The organism is Billgrantia endophytica (genome assembly GCF_002879615.1).
GTDB lineage: Bacteria > Pseudomonadota > Gammaproteobacteria > Pseudomonadales > Halomonadaceae > Halomonas > Halomonas endophytica.
The window spans coordinates 1-18,327 of record NZ_PNRF01000014.1 but is presented as its reverse complement, the minus strand read 5'-3'; the positions used below and the strand labels follow the sequence as shown (position 1 = coordinate 18,327).

The window sequence follows — 18,327 nt, the reverse complement described above, 5'->3', positions numbered from 1 at the left end:
GTTACGCGTCAGGGTCAGGTCGACGCCGTGAAGGCTGCTCTCGGTGTCATATTCCAGCGCGGCGTCGAGGAAGGCGAAGGTGGAACTCACGTCATCGAACTCGCCGTCCAGCCCACCCTCGGCGCTGAGGATGCGATAGGTGCTCTCGGGATCGTAGTCACCCGATTCGCCGATATGCGCCACCGAGCCGTCGAGATAAGCGGTGCCGGTGACATGGATATGATCGCTGTCGCTGCCAGTAGGATCGACTTCCACCTCGTAGCTGGAGCCAGCGTCGAAGGTCAGATCGCCGTCGACGGTCAGTTCGCCGATGGAGTTGCCGGGGGCGATGGTGGCATCGTTGGCCAGGGTGGTGGCACCCACTGTGCCATCGCCCTGCAGCCGGCCGTCGTTGCCCACGGCCAGCGAGCCACCGAAGTGATCGTTGACGGTCAGGGTGGTGCCGTCGACCGCGGTCGTTCCCGCATAGCCGCTGCTGTCGCCGGTCAGCTCGACGCTGCCACCGCCGCTGAAGCGCAGCTTGCCGTCGCCGCTGATCGTGCCGGCATAGCGGGTGTCGGTCTGCTGATCCACGGTCAGCGTCGCGTTGCCCAGGGCCAGTTCGCCACCGTCGCCGGAGAGCGATGACATGACGAGGTCATGATCGTTGAGATCGAGGGTGCCGCCATCGACGGTGTAGGCCGTCTCGTCGACGAAGGCGTTCTCATGGCCGGCTTGCAGGATGCCGGCCAGCACGGTGGTGCCGCCCTGGTAACTGTTGTCGCCACTGAGAATCAGCGTGCCGGCCTCGGTCTTGGTGATGCCGCCACTGCCGGTGATCTCGGTGGCGATCTCGGCGCTGTCGGCCAGTACGCGGATCTCGCTGCCATCGCCGCTGGTGTGCAATACGCCTGGGCCTTCCAGCCGGTAGCCTTCGTCGACGAATTGCAGGCTCTTGAAATGCTGGGTGCCTTCGACGCTGATCTCGCCGCCGTCGAAGCCGCCTGGCTCATGCTTGAAGGCCGCATGGTGACCGGCCCAGGTGGCGGGCAGGTTGCCGCCCCGGTTCAGCCAGGTTTCGCCATCCGCGCGCCAGGTGCCATCGCCACCCTGCCAGTGCTGCACCTCGTCGTCGCCGACGGCGGTGATGAACAGGTCGATTACGCCATCGCTGCCGGTCAGGATGTCGTAGTCGTCCCAGCGGGTATCGTCGACCGCCAGGCCGTGGTCGAACAGACTGCCACCGTAGGTCATCAGCCGGTAGTAGCCGGGGCCGGCCTCGCCGGCATCGGACAGCATGAGGGTGCCATCGAGGGTCAGGTCGTCTTCCACGTCGATATGGCCGCTGGTGCCAGGGTCGCTATCGCTTCCCGGCACGCCCAGTTCATAGGCGAGGATCGAGCCGGAGGAGAGGGTCAAATCCCCCGCCACCGTCAGCGTACCGCCGCTGCCGTTCCGCGACCCCGGCGCCAGGGTGCCGCCATCGGTCACCGTGGTGCGGCCCACCGTGCCGCCACCGCCCAGGGTGCCGCCGGCGTTGACGGTCACCGTGCCGCCCAGGGTGGTGTCGACGACCAGTATGCCGCCGCTCACTGTGGTCTCGCCGCTAAAGCCTGAGTTGTCACCATTCAATGTGGTGGTGCCAGCCTGGTGGTCGATGGTGCCGGCCTGATGGTCGATGATGTCGTCGTTCGAGAGGCGGGGAGCGAAAGTGTAATCACCATCGGTATCGGAGTGATTGAAGACGAGGCGACTCATGCCATCGCCGAAATAAACCGTATCCACATCGAGCACGCCCGGCGCGGTGGCATCTTCCCCCGTGCCGGCACCGATATTCAGGGTGCCGTCGGCGCCGATACCCATATATTTACCAGTGACAGCACCACCGTCGGCGATGGTCAATTCGCCAGTGCCAGTCCTCCCCACCCCTAACTCGTTGCCTGCCCAGGTCGAGCCCGTGCCGGTCACCGTCACCGTACCGGTGCCGCCAGCCATGCCAATATAGCTGAACACAGGGCTGCTGACGTGGCCACCGTCGGCGATGGTCAATTCGCCACTGCCTTCGCGACCGACAGTGAACTGGGAGCCTTCATTGATCCACTCCGAGCCCTCGCCGGTCACGGTCACCTTGCCATCGGCGATGGTGGCTTCATCGTTCGTGACTCTGCCACCGTCGGCGATGCGTAGCTCCCCGTCGTCGACGGTAACATCGCCGCCGAGCTCGATCTCGCCCATCAGCGTCAGGGTGCCGCCACCCTGATGAATCAGGCTACCACCACCCGAGATATCGCCGGCATACGCGGTATCGACGTCCTGATCGATGGTAAGTCTGGCCGAGCCCAGGGCTATCTCGCCATCATCGCCGCCGCGCAGCGATGACATGACGAGGTCATGGCCGTTGAGGTCGAGGGTGCCGCCATCGACGGTGTAGGCCGTCTCGTCGACGAAGGCGTTCTCATGGCTGGCTTGCAGGGTGCCGGCCTGGACGACGGTGCCGCCGGTGTAGCGGTTGTGACCGGAGAGGATCAGAGTGCCGGCCTCGGTCTTGGTGATGCCGCCATCGCCGTGAATCCTGGCGGCGATCTCGGCACTGTCGGCCAGTACGCGGATCTCGCTGCCGTCATCAGCGGTCTGAAGGGCACCATCTATCCCGGAAACCAAGGTATAGCCTTCGTCGCGGAATTGCAGGCCCTGGAACAACGTTTCCATGTCGATGACGGTAATCGTGCCGCCCTGATGGCCGCCGGCGTCCTCGAAGATAGCGGTATTGCCGGCCCAAGCGACATCGATATCGCCATTCTGGTTTCGCCACTGATCATCGTTCCAGAGACCATCGCCGCCCTGCCAGTGCTGCATGTCGTCATCGCCGAGCGCGGCGATGAACAGGTCGACGTAGCCATTGCCGGTGTGAACCTGATAGGCGCCGACACCGGTGAGATCGGGCGTCTTGCCAATCGCCAGGTCATCGCTGTCATCGTTCAGTGTGCCGAAGGTCATCAGCCGGTAGTAACCCAGCCCAACCTCCCCGTCGTCCTCGTCGCCACTCTGGGCCAGGTCGAGCGTGCCATCGAGGGTCAGGTCGCCGGTCACGTCGATACGGTCGCTGCTCCCCGGCACGCCCAGTTCATAAGCGAGGATCGAGCCCGAGGAGAGCGCCAGATCGCCGTCGACCGTCAGCGTGCCGATGGAGTTACCGGGAGCCAGGGTGCCACCATCGGCCACCGTGGTGTCGCCTACGCTGCCCGAGCCACCCAGGGTACCGCCACTCTCGACACCGACCGAGCCACCCAGCGTATTTTCGACGATCAGGGTGCCGCCCGAGACCGTGGCGGTGCCGATAAAGCCTTGGCTGTCACCGCTTAGCGTAGTGGTGCCGGCGTGGTGGTCGATGGTGTGGTTGCCATCGGCACCACTCTCACTGGCCAGGTCGGCCTCGAAGCCGTAGTCGTCGGCGGTATGATTGAAGACGAGGTTGCCATCGCCACTTCCGAAGGTGAGCGTATCCGTCTCCAGCACACCCGGTGCGGTGGCGCCTTCGTCGGCGGCCGCACCGATATTCAGGGTGCCGTCGGCGCCGATACCCATATGTTTACCAGTGACAGCACCACCGTCGGCGATGGTCAATTCGCCAATGCCATGCCCACCCACCTCGAACTCGTTGCCTGCCCAGGTCGAGCCCGTGCCGGTCACCGTCACCGTACCGGTGCCGCCAGCCATGCCAATATAGCTGAACACAGGGCTGCTGACGTGGCCACCGTCGGCGATGGTCAATTCGCCACTGCCTTCGCGACCGACATAGAATTGGAAACCGTTATTCGTCCATCGCGAGCCCTCGCCGGTCACGGTCACCTTGCCATCGGCGATGGTGGCTTCGTCGTTCGTGACGCTGCCACCCTCGGCGATGCGTAGCTCCCCATCGGCGACGGTGACATTGCCGTTGAACTCGATCTCGCCCATCAGCGTCAGAGTGCCGTCGCCCTGATGAATCAGACTACCGCCACCGGAGATATCGCCGGCATACTCGGTAACGCCGCCCTGGTCGATGGTGAGGTTGGCCGAGCCCAGGCTCACCAAGCCACCGCCGCCGGATAACGATGACATCGTCAGGTCATGGCCATTGAGGTCGAGGGTGCCGCCATCGAGGATATAAGCCGTATCGTCGGCGAAGGCGTTCGTCTGGCCGGCACGCAGCGTGCCGCCCGAGAGGGTGGTGTCGCCGCTAAAGCCCTCGTTGTCACCGCTCAGGATGGTGGTGCCGGCGTGGTGGTCGATGGTGTGAGTGCCATCGCCACCGCTGAGCAGATCGGCATCGAAGTCATGGCCGTCGGTGTCGTCATGGTTGAAGACGAGGCGACCGCTGCCATCGCCGAAGGTGAGCGTATCCGTCTCCAGCACCCCCGGCGCGGTGGCGCCTTCGCCGGCGGCGGTGCCGATATTCAGGGTGCCGGTGGAGCCGTCATGATTGGCGATGGTGACACCCCCCACCCCATTCCCGCCTCTATCCACGGCGACCTCACCGCCATCGGCGATGGTCAGCGTGCCGCGGCCGTGCCGGCCAACCTCGATATCCCACCCGTTGTCCCAGCGCGAGCCCGTGCCGGTCACCGTCAGCGTGCCTTCGCCCTCGCTCTCATGGCCAATGATACCGAATGAAGCATTGGAGACGGTTCCCCCCGCCTCGATGTTCAATTCGCCGCTGCCGGAATAGCCGACATCGAGGTAACTCCCGCTATTCCATTGCGAGCCGTTGCCCTTGACCGTTACCGCGCCGTTGGTGTTGGTGTTGGTGGCACTGCCGATCATGCCGCCTTGGCTTGAAACGCCGCCGCCGTCGGCGATACGTAGCTCCCCACCGTCAACGATGGTAGCGGCGTTGCCATGTAGATCGACCTCGCCCATCAGCGTCAGGGTGCCATCGCCGCGCTTGATGAAGCCACTGTTGTCAACGTCGCTGGTGATATCGCCGGCATACTCGGTATTGGCGTCCTGATCGATGGTCAGTCTGGCCGAGCCCAGGGTGATCTCGCCATCCTTGCCGCCGCGCAGCGACGACATCGTCAGGTCATTGCCGTTCAGGTCGAGGATGCCGCCATCGACGGTGTAGGCCGTATCGTCGACGAAAGCGTTAGCGTGGCCGGCTTGCAGGGTACCGGCGCCGCGCTTGGTCAGCCCGCCGTCGCCATCGATCTCCTGGTACAGGGTGAAGGTATGCCCGGCCTCGGCGATATCGAAACCGCCGCCATCGTTGCCCCAGACGATATTGCGATCGGTCGAGGCGAAGTCCGTCCCCGTTACCCGCAGGGTGCCGCCGTCGAAGGTCAGGCTGCCCGAGGTGGCGCCAAGCTGTCCGTCGGACGAGACGGACAAGGTGCCGCCCGTAAGCGTCCATGGGGTGGTTTCGGTGATGCTGCCGGTCAGCGTCCAGGTGCTCTCGCCGAGCGTCTCGAAGCGGTCGAAGCCCTGGTACTTGACCTCCGAGTCCAGGTCGCCGATCTCGCCGACATCGAAGCTGCCATGGCCGTCACCACCCAGGGCGAGAGTGTTGTTGAAGCCTTCGTGAAACGATGCGTCATTGGCCACCACGTCGCCGACAATCTCGTAGCCGTCATGCAACTCCAGGCGGTTATAGCGGCTACCTTGACTACCTCTGAGTGAGATCGCCACCCCCTCGTCGGAACTGGACGCTACCCTGCCCGAGACGATCACCGTATTGTCCTCACCCCAGACGCCGATGCCTTCGGCGTTGACCGACTCGACCCTGCCCGAGGTGGTCACCGTCACCGTATTGCCCTCACCACTGACATAGATACCGGCGGAGTTGACCGACTCGACGCTGCCCGAGACATCAACGGTATTGTCGTCATCGCGAACTTGGATGCCTCGGGAGGGCTCACGGGCCCCAGCTGCCTTGACCGTCCCCGAAACGTTGATCGTGTTATTGCCGCCAGAGACCGAAATAGCGCGATGAGCATCGTTAAGATGAGTCCCTTGGCCCCCAGGCGCCAAAACCTCGCCCGACACATTGATCGTGTTATTGCCATCGTAGGCAGCGACAGTAGTCCTTACGCCTAAGGCAAAGACCCTGCCCGAGACATCGATGGTATTGCCGCCGCCCTCAGCCCGGATAGCACTACCCCCGCCCCGTGTTTCTATCTCCCCCGGTACCTCAATCGTATTATTGCCCCCCTGGGCATAGATGGCGTGGGAGCCGCCACGCCCCTCCGTCTCGATTAGCCCCAGAACGTTGATCGTGTTCCCGCCGCCCTCGGCAAGGATGCCGAAACTCTCGTTACGCGTGGATAAGACGGTCACCTGATCGCCGAGCGTCAGCGTGCGGCCACTACCGGATAGCTCCAGCACATTGGAGTCGTCGCTATACAGCGTAAAAGGCGCTGCGCCGCCGAGGGTCAGGTCGGTCGATATCGCCACCGCGCCGCCGGTCAGTGCTACCTCGGAGCCCGCCGCAAGTTCCGAATACACCGTGGCAATACTGGAATCGGCATTGGCCGTGTCTACCGCGTCGCGGAAGGTGCCTGGGCCGGCGTCATCGGTTTCATCGAACGTGGCCGTTGCCCACGCCGGGGGTGCCACAAGCAGCGCCACGGCGGCGCTGCCAGCAAGCAGGGCGCTGCCGCACCCCCGCGATGCCTTGCCCCGGCGGCGGGCGGTTTCGCCAACGACTTGCCAGGCGCCCAGCGCCCGGTTGAAGAAGGTGCGGTAGGTGCGGTTCATGCTGTTCCCCTGCGTTCTGGAAACACTGAACATGTTCAGCGCTTCCTTTTATCGTCGATCGTTCGAGCGTTATTCACCCACCCAGGCTCGCCGGTGGCGATAGCACACCAGGGCCGAGAAGGCGGTTGTATGCCCTTGTGGTATCAGGACAGTGGTACCAAGGCATGAGAGGGGTCACAACCGACGACAGGAAAATCGGGACGCACAGGCAAAGAAGCGCCGAAAAAAAGGACGCAGAGGCAAAAAAGCGCCCCAATCAGGGACGCAGAGACAAGTTTTGTCTCGGGGTTCCGTTCCAGATACCATGATGGAAATCTCGTCGAGACACGAGTCCATGACCACAGGTCTTTTTTTTGCCGCGAACTTGCTATTCTGCCTCGCATATGTGGTGCGAGACATGGCCTGTTTACGGGCGATCACCATCATCGCCGCTTTCTGTACGCTGCCTTACTTCTATTTCCAAGCCACACCGCTCTACTCGGCCATGGGCTGGCAAGGGATGTTCATCGCCATCAATGCGTTCAACCTCACCGTGCTACTGCTGCAGCGCCGCCCCGTCTTGCTCGACCAGAGACAATCCTGGCTGCACCAGCACACTTTCCGCATGCTGCCGCCACGGGAAATGCTCAAGATTCTTCATCTCAGCATCAGCCAGCACTGCGAGGCCGGCGAAACACTGGTTCAGCAAGGCGAGCAACTGGACCGTCTCATTCTCATCCTCGATGGCGCGGCGCAGGTTCACGCCGACGGTGTCCACCGTGCATCATTGCAGCCTGGCGACCTTGTCGGAGAAATGAGCTTCGTCACGGGTGACCCTGCCAGTGCGGATGTCATCGCCAGCGAGCCGCTCGACTATCTCATCTGGTATCGCCGAGATCTCGAGACGTTATACGAGCGCTCCCCCGGCCTGAAGGACGCGATGCAGAACGTCATCGGCGCCGATATGGCGCAAAAACTGACACGGTACCCTCCCTTTTACTCTGATATAGAGGACACGAGATGGAAATCGGGACGCAGAGAAAAATGAATGCCTCAATCATGGAATATCCCATTCTTTCCATCGGAACATGAGCCCATGAGCGCTGGACTGCTGCTAGTCGCGAACATGTTGTTCTGCCTCTCGTACATGATGCGGGACATGGCCTATCTGCGAGTGATCACCATCGTTGCCGCTTTTTTTACGCTGCCCTACTTCTATTTTCAGATCGATTCCCTTTACTCGGCCCTGGGCTGGCCGATGATATTCATCGTCATTGCCTTCATCGTCATCAATGCCTTCAATCTCACCGTATTACTGCTGCAACGCCGCGCTGTTTCGCTCGACCAAAGGCAATCCTGGCTGCATCAGCATACTTTCCAAATGCTGTCGCCACGGGAAATGCTCAAGATTCTTCAACCCAGTGTCATTCGGCGCTGCGAAGCGGGTGAGACACTGGTTCGGCAGGGCGAGCAGCCGAATCGGCTCATTCTCATTCTCGATGGCGCGGTGCACGTTCACACCAGTGACACCGAGCGCGCCACACTGCGGTCTGGTGACTTCGTTGGAGAGATGAGTTTCATTACCGGCAAGCCTTCCAGCGCGGATGTCGTCGCCAGCGAGCCGCTCGACTATCTCATCTGGCGTCGCGGCGACCTCGAGTCGATATACAAACGCATGCCGCACTTGAAGGATGCCATGCAGAGCATCATCGGTGCCGATATGGCACGCAAACTGGCGCGATGATCGTCGTCGCCTTTACACCGTATCTGGCCCCGCATTGACGTGGAAATGCTCATGGGAATGACCACAAGGAAATCGCCATGCTGATCGAGGTCCTGGGAGCCAGTGGTGGCATCGGCAGGGGGCAAGGGACGACGGCCCTGCGCGCCGGCAACGTGCTGATCGATGCCGGGAGCGGGCTGGGTGAGCTGACGCTCGAAGAGATGCGGCAGATCCGCCATGTCTTTCTCACCCACGCCCACCTCGATCATACCGTCTATCTGCCGTTTCTCATCGACAGCCTGTTCGACCACCTGGTGGCCAACCAGGGCTGCCTGGAGGTCATGGCGCTGCCCGAGGTCATCGGTACGCTGCAACGCCATATGTTCAACCGGAAGGTCTGGCCCGATTTCAGCGTACTCCCCAGCCGCCGGTATCCGGTGATGCGCTTCGTGCCACTGGCGCCCTGGCAACGCGTCGACATTGGCGGTGCAGGTGGGCTAGGGATTACGCCATTTCCGGTCAGCCATCGCGTACCCGCCCTTGGCTATCGGGTCGCATCGGCGGATCTCCCGCCCTTCGTGTTCAGTGGCGATACCACGCTGGATGCCGAACTGGTGGTCGCCTTCCAGCGGCTGGGCGAGATCGACACCCTGATGCTGGAGTGTGCCTTCCCCGACCGGCATGCCAGCCTGGCGAAGCAGTCCGGCCACATGACACCGGCACTCGTCAGGCAATTGCTCGGGCAGTTGGCCCACCCGCCCGAAAGGCTGTGGATCAGCCACCTGAAGCCTGCCTACCGCGGCGAGATCGAGGCGGAACTCATACCAGTGCTCCACGACTACCAGTGGACATGCTTGTAACTTCATCCAACGACAAATAGTGCACTCTGAGATGCTGTATTTCTTGACAGGTTCTACGCAAGCTCGCTGCGGCGGCGCCATACGGCAGGCACTATTGCTCACCTGCCTGGCGACGGCACTGCTCTGGCAGGGCACCACGATGGCGCTGGAAGACACGCTGACCAATGCCCAGCGGCAGTTGGAAACCAACCAGCCGGACGCCGCTTACCAACGACTGCGTCAGCTCGATCAAGAGCATGCCGGTACCGTGGAGTACGATTACTGGCTGGGTGTCTCGGCCCTCAGGGCGGGCCACCTGAGCGATGCCATGTTGGCCCTGCAGCGAGTTCTGTTCAATCAGCCCCGTCACGCCGGGGCCAGATTGGAGTTGGTGGCCACGCATCTGCGTCTGGGCCAGATCGATGCCGCCAGCCGGGAACTGGCCCGACTCGAAGCGCTGGACGCCCCCCCGGATGCTGAGGTGGCGATGCGCCGCTACCGTGACGCCATCGAAGCGCACCAGCGTAGAGAACATGGCCCCCGACATCGTGCGCGGCTGACGCTGGAAAGCGGTTACGACAGCAATGCCCAGCGCTTTCCCGGCCAGTTCTTCATCGACCCCAACCAGCTCATTCCCGAGGCCTTGCGCCCGCTGGTGGAAGAGATCGAGCTCATCGAGCTGTCACGCCAGGGCAGCCTGTTCCAGCAGCTTGGTGCGCGCTACCAGGGGCACTATCCCATCACCGATCATCAACGCATCGAGCTGGACACGGCATTGCAGTCCCGCCACTACCTGGAGGACGAGGCCCAGCCCTACAACCTGAGTGCTCTGCAGGGTCAACTGGGTTGGCGCCATGCGCTGAGTGCCGAGCGCTCGTGGCGCTTCACCCTGCAGACTCTGAAGGCCTGGCACGACACCGACTTCTCCAGCCTGCTGATGCGCTGGGGCATCGGTGCCGAATATCGCCACCCGGTGGGGGAGGACAGTCGCTTGCGCTGGCATGCCCAGTGGCGGGACAACCGTTTCGACCAGGCGCCGCGTCACGACCACGACAGCGGACGCCTGGGCGTCGAACTGCATATGCCCCAGGCGGGCTGGGCACTGCGTGCCCGCGCCCTCGTCGAACGCGAGTGGACCCGCGCCGATGGCGCCGCAGCACGCGATGGTGGGGATCTGAATCACTACCTGGTGGGGCTGGGAGCCGACATTCCCGTCGGCGCCCGTCAGCAGTGGCGTCTCGACCTCGATCATCGCTGGCGAGAGTATCGGGATGAAGGCTTCGCGATTTACAACGAGTTCGAGCCCGCCGTGCGTCGCGATGGCAGTTGGGAAGCCAGTGTCGAATGGCTCTACCAGCTCGGTTCGTCCTGGCTGCTGCAGGCCTCGGCCCACTACGAAAAGCGCGATTCCAATATCGCCTTCTTCGACATGCACCGCCATCAGGCCCGCCTGGGCATCAATTATTTGTTTTAGCGCGGACCTTCCTCTCTTTTACAGGTAAATCATCATGGCTCATATCGCGTTATGGTGGCATCGGGTAAAGGACAATGCTCACTGGAGCCTGTTGATCCTGGCATTGACGACCTTTCCCGTCCTTGCCGGGTCACCCGCCGGCCGGGTGATGTTCGTTCACGGAAACGCCGTTCTCCAGCGTGATGGCGAAGAGACCCCCGTCGAACGGGGTGATGAGCTGCATGCCGGCGACACCATCGAAACAGCCGCGGCCAGCAGCGTACAGATTCGCTATGACGACGGCGGCAGCATGGCCATCAAGCCCAACAGCACCTTCACCCTCGAACGTCATCGCTATGACGCCGAGGAGCCACGGAACTCGCAGCAAAGCACCGAACTGCTGCGCGGTGGCCTGAGAGTGATCACCGGTGCCATTGGCCAGGCCGCGCCCGACAACGTCAACCACGCCACGCCCGTGGCAACGATGGGCATCCGCGGTACCAGTTTCCAGATCCTGCATATCCCGGAGGAGGGCTATGCACCGCTACCCGATGCCACACAGGGAAGCTACCTCATGGTCGAGAGTGGCCTGGTGGCCATCATCACAGAGGCGGGAACACGCCTGGCCCGCCCGGGGGAGGTGTTCTTTGCCGCAAGCCATGGACAGATGCCCGAGCCGCGCCCCGATGCCCGCTCACTGTTCGGCGGGTGGGAAACGCCAGCGCCGGGACCGAGTGACGATACCGGCGGCAGCTTTTTCGAGCGCGCCACCCTGCTCGCCGTGGAAACGAGCGATGAGCTGCCGGAGGCGGTCATCGAAAGCCTGCATGAGCAGGATATCGACGTCCCTGAGAATGACATACCAGCGCCCGACCCCGACCCCGACCCCGACCCGGACCCCGACCCCGACCCCGAACCGGAGCCGGAGCCATGGCTGGGCCATCATCCAGAGGATGGCCACACCCTGCTGACGGAAGACGATTTCGCGAGCATGTTCACCGATCTCTACGAGCGGGAGGTCGAACCACAGGGGCTGGGCACCTTCGCCATTGGAGAGGGCGAGGTCACCTGGGGCTACTGGGAGGCCGGCACCGAGGTTCCCGACAGCGATTTCGGCCCCCTCGACCAGTCACTGGCCTTTATCAGCGCCTCTCCCGAATTGCTGGTATCCGACATCCTCCCGGTGGATCCACCGGCAGTGGGCGAGGTGTTCGTCTTCGCCTGGCGAGATGGCACACCGCTCATCGACATCGACGGAGAGCACGAAAGCATCGATATCGTCGATGGGGCGATCACGCTTTCGACACTCGATTCAGGGTCAGGGTTCGAGGAGTATCAGATCGGCATATTCCTGGAATTGGATGGAGAGCATGGGACGCTATCCATCGAGATGGGGATGGGAGAAACGTCCGAGGAATTCGGCATGAATTGGAGCATTCCACTCGAAGGCGATGGCACGTTCGATGGCGGCTCTCTTGTCGGTCACTATATCGGCGACGACGCGGAGGCGATCATGAGCCTGATCGAAGCCTGGAACGAGGACGCGTTACATAGCGGCACCGGCCTCTTCGAGCGTCTTATCGGATATTGATCACTTGTCACGATGGCGCCATACGCCGTCCCACATCGCGGTTGGCCGATCATGGAGTTCGGCCAACCGCGCGAGATACAGGCGGGTCGGCGGGTCATCGTCGGGCAGCGCCTGGAATGCCGCCTGGGCCGCCTCGACGTCCCCCTGCTGATAGCGCGCCACCGCCGCCTCGTAAGCCCGCAGCCACGCCTGCTGCCGTGCGGAGAGCGTCGGTTTCCTGCCCAGCGGTTCCAGAATCCACAGCGGTGCATCCCGTCCTTTCACCTGCACCCGGTCCAGGCGCCGGAACGCCCAGCCGGGCGCGCGTTCGGCAGTGGACTCACTGACGATCAGATTGACGCCATAGACCTTGGTCAGCCCCTCCAGGCGCGAGCCGAGATTCACCTGGTCGCCCATCACGGTATACGCCATGCGAAAGCTCGAACCCATGTTGCCCACGCTCATCATGCCGCTATTGAGCCCCACGCCCATGGCCAGGGGCGGCTTGCCCTCGGCTTCGAACTCCTGGTTCACCTCCTCCAGCGCCGCGAGCATCGCCCAGGCCCCTTCCAGGGCGCGTTCAGCGTGATTCGCATCGGCGAGCGGCGCGCCCCAGAAAGCCATGACGGCATCGCCCATGTATTTATCGATGGTGCCGCCATGCTGGTGGATGGCGTGGGTCAGCGGTGTCAGCAGGCGGTTCATCACCGAGGTCAGCTCGGCGGGCGGAATCGACTCGGCGAACGAGGTAAACCCCCGCACGTCGGAAAACAGCACCGTCAGTTCGCGATCCTCCCCCTCGAGGCCAAAGCTCTCCCCGCTATCCACCATCTCCTTGACCAGCGCGGGGGGCACATACTGGCCAAAGCGCTCGGCAACCCACCGCTTCTGCTGGCCTTCGCGCAGCAGGTTCAATGCCAGGTGCCAGATCGTCTGTGCCAGTACCAGCACCAGCATACCGGCAATGGGCAGCGCCAGCCCGCCATCCCAGGCCCATAGATTGCCGCCCACGGCAAGCGCCGCCAGTGCCAGGCTGAATCCCAGCAGTAACGGCGCACCGAGCCGCGGATACAGCACGCTCATCAACAAACCGAGCAGCAACAGCCCCACCAGTTCGGCGCCGGCCACCCAGGGTGGCTCGGCCATGAAGCGCTGGTGCAGCATTCCCGCCAGCAGGCTCAGGTTGATCTCGACCCCGGGATAGACCGCACCCACCGGGGTCGAGCGCAGATCCATCAGTCCCGGTGCCGAAGCACCCAGTATCAGCGTGGCGCCTGCCAGCTCATCGCGTTCGACACGTCCTTCGAGGACATCCACCGCCGACACCGAACGGAAATGGCCGCGTGGCCCATACCAGGGCACCAGTGCCGCCCCCTGGCCATCGACCGGAATTTCGAAGCCGCCCACGTCCAGTGCTTCGAGTTGCCGGATACCCCCCGCTTCATGGATCACCGGCGTGACCGGCGGCTGCCCCAGCATGGCCATCAGCATGGCCAGCGGCAATGACGGATAGTAGTCGCCTTGCCATGCCTGCAACATGGGCACACGCCGGAACACGCCGTCGTCATCGACCCGTGGATTGTCGAAGAATCCCGCGCCCATGGCGGCGTCCTGCAGCACGGGAAGATTGCCCGTATAGCGCTCGGGATGCGGCACGGGCAGTGTCGCGTCGCTCTCCACCGTCACCGGCCACGGCAGGTTGCCCACCGAAGGCGGGTCCCCTTCACCGCACCGGGACTGAAAATAGTAGCCAAGCACCACGGGGTAAGCCGACAGGGCATCGGCAAGCCGCCGATCCCCATCGGCGGGGGGCGGTAAGCGCTCTGGCTCGGCGAAGACCACGTCAAGGCCCAGCAGGGCGGCGTCATGGTCCTCGAACAGTGCCGTCACCAGATCGGCCAATAGCGTTCGCGGCCACGGCCACTGCCCCAGCGCGTGCAGGCTCCGCTCATCGATATCGACGATCACCAACGCGGGGTCCGCATCGTCGGGCAGGAAGTGGCGCACGCGCATGTCGTAGGCTTGCCATTCCAGCCGCTCCAGCAATGACACGGGTGTGACACCCAGTGTCTCAAGCAGGACCGCACCCAGAATGGCCAACGCACCCAGGTGCTGAGCCCAGTGCCATCGGACGCGATTCCAAGGGCTAGGAAATGCCATGCCGCACCTTCCTAGGCCACGAGGCGACGGTCAGAAACGCCACACGAACGTTGCCCCGGCGGAGGCAGCCGCCGGGGCGATGATGCCTGCCTGGGCAACTCCGCGTTCGCGAGCTGAGGCTATCTCCCACAACCTGCTTTTTCCACCCCGGTTCGACGCCTCGACTGAAGACCCAGGTCCGACCATTCCGCAGCGGTACCGCCATCGGCTCGTCGAGTACCCGCGCGAACAGCTCCCCCTGGACCACGGGGGGAGTCTCGCTGGCAACGGTGGTTGGCGTATCGCTCACGCGTGGCGCGTCTCTTGGAGCCTTTCATGGGTTGCAGTGTAACAAAGACTCCACGATACGCGTCAGCCCCGCGCTCAAAACCGATACGCCGCCGTGGCCCACAGCCGTGGGTCTCGCTGGCGATCGTCCGACAGCGCATCGCCACCGCGGACCTCCCAGGCGCTGGCGACGTCCAGGTCGAGCCCGGCGCGCCGGTAGCGCAGCCCCACCCCGGCGCCGGCCAGGGAGCGGGCGTCGCCGCTGTCGATACCGCCGTCCGGCGTGCGGCCCAGGTCATAGAACAGATAGGGCGCCAAGCCATGCCCGGCACGGTAGCGCAGCTCCAGTTGCGCCAGCCAGCCACGGCTGTCCAGCCCCTCGCCAACGGGAAAGGCCCGCACCCCATGGGGGCCGCCCAGATCGAAGCTTTCCGAGCCGTCCAGGTCACCGCGGTCGGCCCATTGGGCCTCGAAACGGCCATGCAGGTCGATGCCGCGTCCCAGCGCCTGCAAGCGGGCCACGTCCAGGTTTGCCTTGGCGAAGCCGTAGTCGGCATCGGGCAGCTCGATCCGCGATAGCCGTTGCGACTGCTTCAGCGTCCCCGGGGTCAGGGTCAGGCGACCGTAGGTCACTCCGCCCCGGCCCACCGAGTCCCTGGCATCGAACTGCACGCCGAGCGGCAGGCCATGGCTTTCGGTAGCCTTGCGATAGTCGGCGAAGTCGACCGTATCGTCCAAGTCCTTGTACTGGTAGCGAGCGCTCAGCGCCACGTTGGCCCGCTGACGGCGCACCAGCGGGTAGCTCAGCTCCGCCGAATAGATGGCCGCCGTACCGCGATAGCCCTCGAAGCCTCTGCCCAGGCTGTAGTCGGTATGGGCATAGCTCAGCGCGCCACGCAGGCCGCTGGCGCCCAGCGGCAGCGAGTAGCGAACGCTGCCCAGCCAGGTCGCTTCGTTGGAGTAAAGCGCACTCAGGCTCAGCTCATCGCCCACGCTCAGCAGGCGACGGCCCGCGACGCCTACCCGGCCACGATACTCTCCCGAATAGCGGCTACCGTGGTTGTCGGCACCCACCTGCAGCGTCATCCGCTCGGCCTCGCTCACCCGCACCTCCAGATCGCCCCGCCCCATCTCATCGCCCGGACGCATCACCGGGATGACGGCCACGCCGGGCAGGTCGCCCAGCAGCAGCATCCGCCGCTCCAGCGTGGCGGACTCGATCAGGCGCCCGGTGCTCAAAGGCGTCAGATAGGGCCGCGCCGCCGCGACCAGTTCGGCATCGTCGCCGGTGGCGTCCACCCGGCCATAGCGTCCTTCGACCACCTGGATGAGCAGCACCCCGTCGTCCAGCGACTGCGCCGGCAGAAGGGCGCGGGCGAAGGGATAGCCATGATCGTGGTAGAAGCGGCTGACCTCATTGGCCAGATGACGCAGCCCGGCCAGATCCTGGGGCTCATCCAGGTGGTCGCCGATCCGTTGCGTCAACTCGCCGGAAGTAAAGCGGGTATTGCCCTCGAAGCGAACTCCCGTCAGCGTGATCCGCTGCCCCCCGGCACTCTCTTCGATCAGCGGCTCGCCCCGCAGGTCGAGTTCCACGGAGGGGGCCCGCGGAGCAATAGTTTCCGGCTGGCTCTGTTGCAGGATCTGTCCGGCATCCGGCGGTGCCTGGGCCAGCGCGGAAGCGCTGCCCAGCCACACCAGCAGGGCGATACCGAAACCCCAGCGCACGGCGGGACGAGAAAACATCGTATGCGACATGATCGTGGTTTTCCCTGTGGTCGTCAGTTCGCGGAAGCGGTAACGGCGTTGGCCGGCAGACGGATACCGCCGTCCTCCACATCGACCACTACCTGGCCATTGGCCGGTGCGGAATGCTCGTGGCTATCCGGCGGGGGATCGCCGATCTCCACGACCGACTGTCGTTGCAGAACGGCGCGACTGACCTGGGCGGGATAGTCGGCCATGTCGCCAGAGAATGGCTCGGGGCTGGGGTCGAGCCCAGGCCCAGGCTCGGGTTCTGGCTCGGGCTCGGGTGTCGGCGCGGGCGGAATGGCCACGATGGTCAATTCTCCCTCGATGAGCGCGATGGCGTAGTTGGGGTTGGCCTCCTGCGTGAGCGAGCCTTGCCCGATGATGTAGCGGCCCGCCCCCTCCCCGGCTTCACGGCTCGGCTCACCGAGCAGAGACTCACCGGCCACCAGGCCGCAATCCGACAACGAGCTTCCACAGCCGGCCTGCCAGGTCAGCGCCGGATCGGCCTCACCCTCGCGCTTTTGCTGATCGTCGACCGTCACCGTCACCGAGCGGGGGGTAACGGTCAGTACACCGTCGACGAAAATCAGTTCGTAGTTGTCCGCCGTGCCACCGACGACATGGGTGTAGCTGCCGGCATTGGTGCCACTGCCACCGCTGGTGGTGATATCCGTCAGTACGGACGCGTCCTCGCCATCCACCAGGCCCTCGACGATGAAGCCGGTGACATGGTGGCTTTCGCCATCGTAGACCACGGTATCGCTATTGGCGGTCACGGTGGCCTGGGCCCTGTCTATGGTCAGCGTGCCCTCGTTGACGATCAGATCGTAGCCCTGCTGATGGCTGTACAGCCCCTCCATGCCCAGCGTATGGATGCCCGCATTCCTGCCACTGCCGGTGACGACGCCGCTACCGAGAAGCCGACTGGCGTCGTAGGGGCCGTCGATGCTCCAGCCGGCGTCACCGCTCTGCTCGGTGCCATCGTAGGTGACGCTGGCATCCGCCACGTTCAGTGTCAGTTCGCCAAGGAAGGCGCGCAGCAGTGGCGCGGTATGGCCATCATAGATACGCCAGACGCTGTCCTCCCCCCCCTGGCGGGAAATGCTCCAGCCAGCGAAGGTCGACATCTGCTGAAGTTCGGCGGTGATTCTGCCCTCTCCCCCGGCACTGGTGTGCTGCCCGGTGCGTTCGATATCCCAGAAGCTATCGACGACAGACGAGGGAGATGCGTCAGTGCCCCCCACCAGGCCGCCGACATTCCTAAGGCCCATCACACTGCCGGTGGCATAGCTCTGGGTGATCAGGCCGTTGTTCCTGCCCACCAGACCGCCGACATGGTCGTTGCCCAGCACACTGCTGGTGGCGTAGCTCTGCGTGATCGTGCCGTTGTTGGCACCCACCAGACCGCCGACATTCTTCTCATGGCCCGTCACCAGACCGGTGGCGTAGCTCTGGGTGATCTCGCCAGCGTCGTTCCAGCCCACCAGACCGCCGGCATGGTTGCCGTAGCCCCATACATTGCCCGTGGCATAACTCTGTGTGATCGTGCCGCTGTTGGCGCCCACCAGACCGCCGATATACCCGATATCCCAGTTGTTTCCCCTGACACCTCCGGTGGCGTAGCTGCGCTCGATCGTGCCCCCGTTGGCGCCCACCAGGGCGCCGACATGCTCATCGCCCTCGACGCGACCGCCTTGCAGGCCGATATCGCGGATGACACTGGCGCTGCCCGTGGCGCCGAACAGGCCGACATAGCTCATATCGGGGTGATGGACGATCAGATCGCCGATGACATGGCCCGAGCCGTCGAAGGTGCCGGTGAAGCGGTTGCTGGCATTGCCAATCGGCGTCCAATACCCGCCTTCCCCCGCCA

9 protein-coding genes are annotated in these 18,327 nt (G+C 63.9%); 5 read left to right on the top strand and 4 right to left on the bottom strand.

Going from position 1 to position 18,327, the window contains the following annotated elements; all coding sequences use genetic code 11:
• Positions 1 to 6,711, bottom strand: a 6,711-nt coding sequence (locus tag C1H69_RS24395) for an autotransporter-associated beta strand repeat-containing protein (RefSeq protein WP_165789438.1), incomplete at its 3' end; no start/stop codon positions are given.
• A gap of 334 nt (positions 6,712 to 7,045) precedes the next feature.
• On the opposite strand from C1H69_RS24395, the gene C1H69_RS07915 reads away from it, so the two are divergent.
• From C1H69_RS07915 to C1H69_RS07895, 5 genes are all read left to right on the top strand, one after another.
• The gene (locus tag C1H69_RS07915) at positions 7,046 to 7,738 is read left to right on the top strand and encodes a cyclic nucleotide-binding domain-containing protein (RefSeq protein WP_165789437.1); all 693 of its coding nucleotides are present in this window, start codon (positions 7,046 to 7,048) and stop codon (positions 7,736 to 7,738) included.
• 48 nt (positions 7,739 to 7,786) lie between these two features.
• Positions 7,787 to 8,434, top strand: a complete 648-nt coding sequence (locus C1H69_RS07910) for a Crp/Fnr family transcriptional regulator (protein ID WP_165789436.1) — start codon at positions 7,787 to 7,789, stop codon at positions 8,432 to 8,434.
• 77 nt (positions 8,435 to 8,511) lie between these two features.
• Positions 8,512 to 9,273 (top strand): 3',5'-cyclic-nucleotide phosphodiesterase, encoded by a 762-nt coding sequence (locus tag C1H69_RS07905; protein WP_102652867.1) that lies wholly within the window; start codon positions 8,512 to 8,514, stop codon positions 9,271 to 9,273.
• Between the two features lie 43 nt (positions 9,274 to 9,316).
• Complete coding sequence (locus tag C1H69_RS07900) at positions 9,317 to 10,726, top strand: porin family protein (RefSeq protein ID WP_133154958.1); 1,410 nt, start codon at positions 9,317 to 9,319, stop codon at positions 10,724 to 10,726.
• A 34-nt stretch (positions 10,727 to 10,760) separates the two neighbouring features.
• On the top strand, positions 10,761 to 12,296 hold the full coding sequence (locus C1H69_RS07895; RefSeq protein WP_102652865.1) for a FecR family protein: 1,536 nt from the start codon (positions 10,761 to 10,763) through the stop codon (positions 12,294 to 12,296).
• Here the strand turns inward: C1H69_RS07895 and C1H69_RS07890 are convergent, their stop codons facing one another.
• The 3 genes from C1H69_RS07890 to C1H69_RS07880 form a co-directional block, all read right to left on the bottom strand.
• On the bottom strand, positions 12,297 to 14,435 hold the full coding sequence (locus tag C1H69_RS07890; RefSeq protein ID WP_102652864.1) for a CHASE2 domain-containing protein: 2,139 nt from the start codon (positions 14,433 to 14,435) through the stop codon (positions 12,297 to 12,299).
• 363 nt (positions 14,436 to 14,798) lie between these two features.
• A complete protein-coding gene (locus C1H69_RS07885) occupies positions 14,799 to 16,460 on the bottom strand; it encodes a ShlB/FhaC/HecB family hemolysin secretion/activation protein (protein ID WP_240609874.1) in 1,662 nt (553 codons plus the stop codon).
• Between the two features lie 23 nt (positions 16,461 to 16,483).
• Positions 16,484 to 18,327: MBG domain-containing protein (locus tag C1H69_RS07880; RefSeq protein ID WP_276308755.1), on the bottom strand; the 1,844-nt coding region annotated here is incomplete at its 5' end.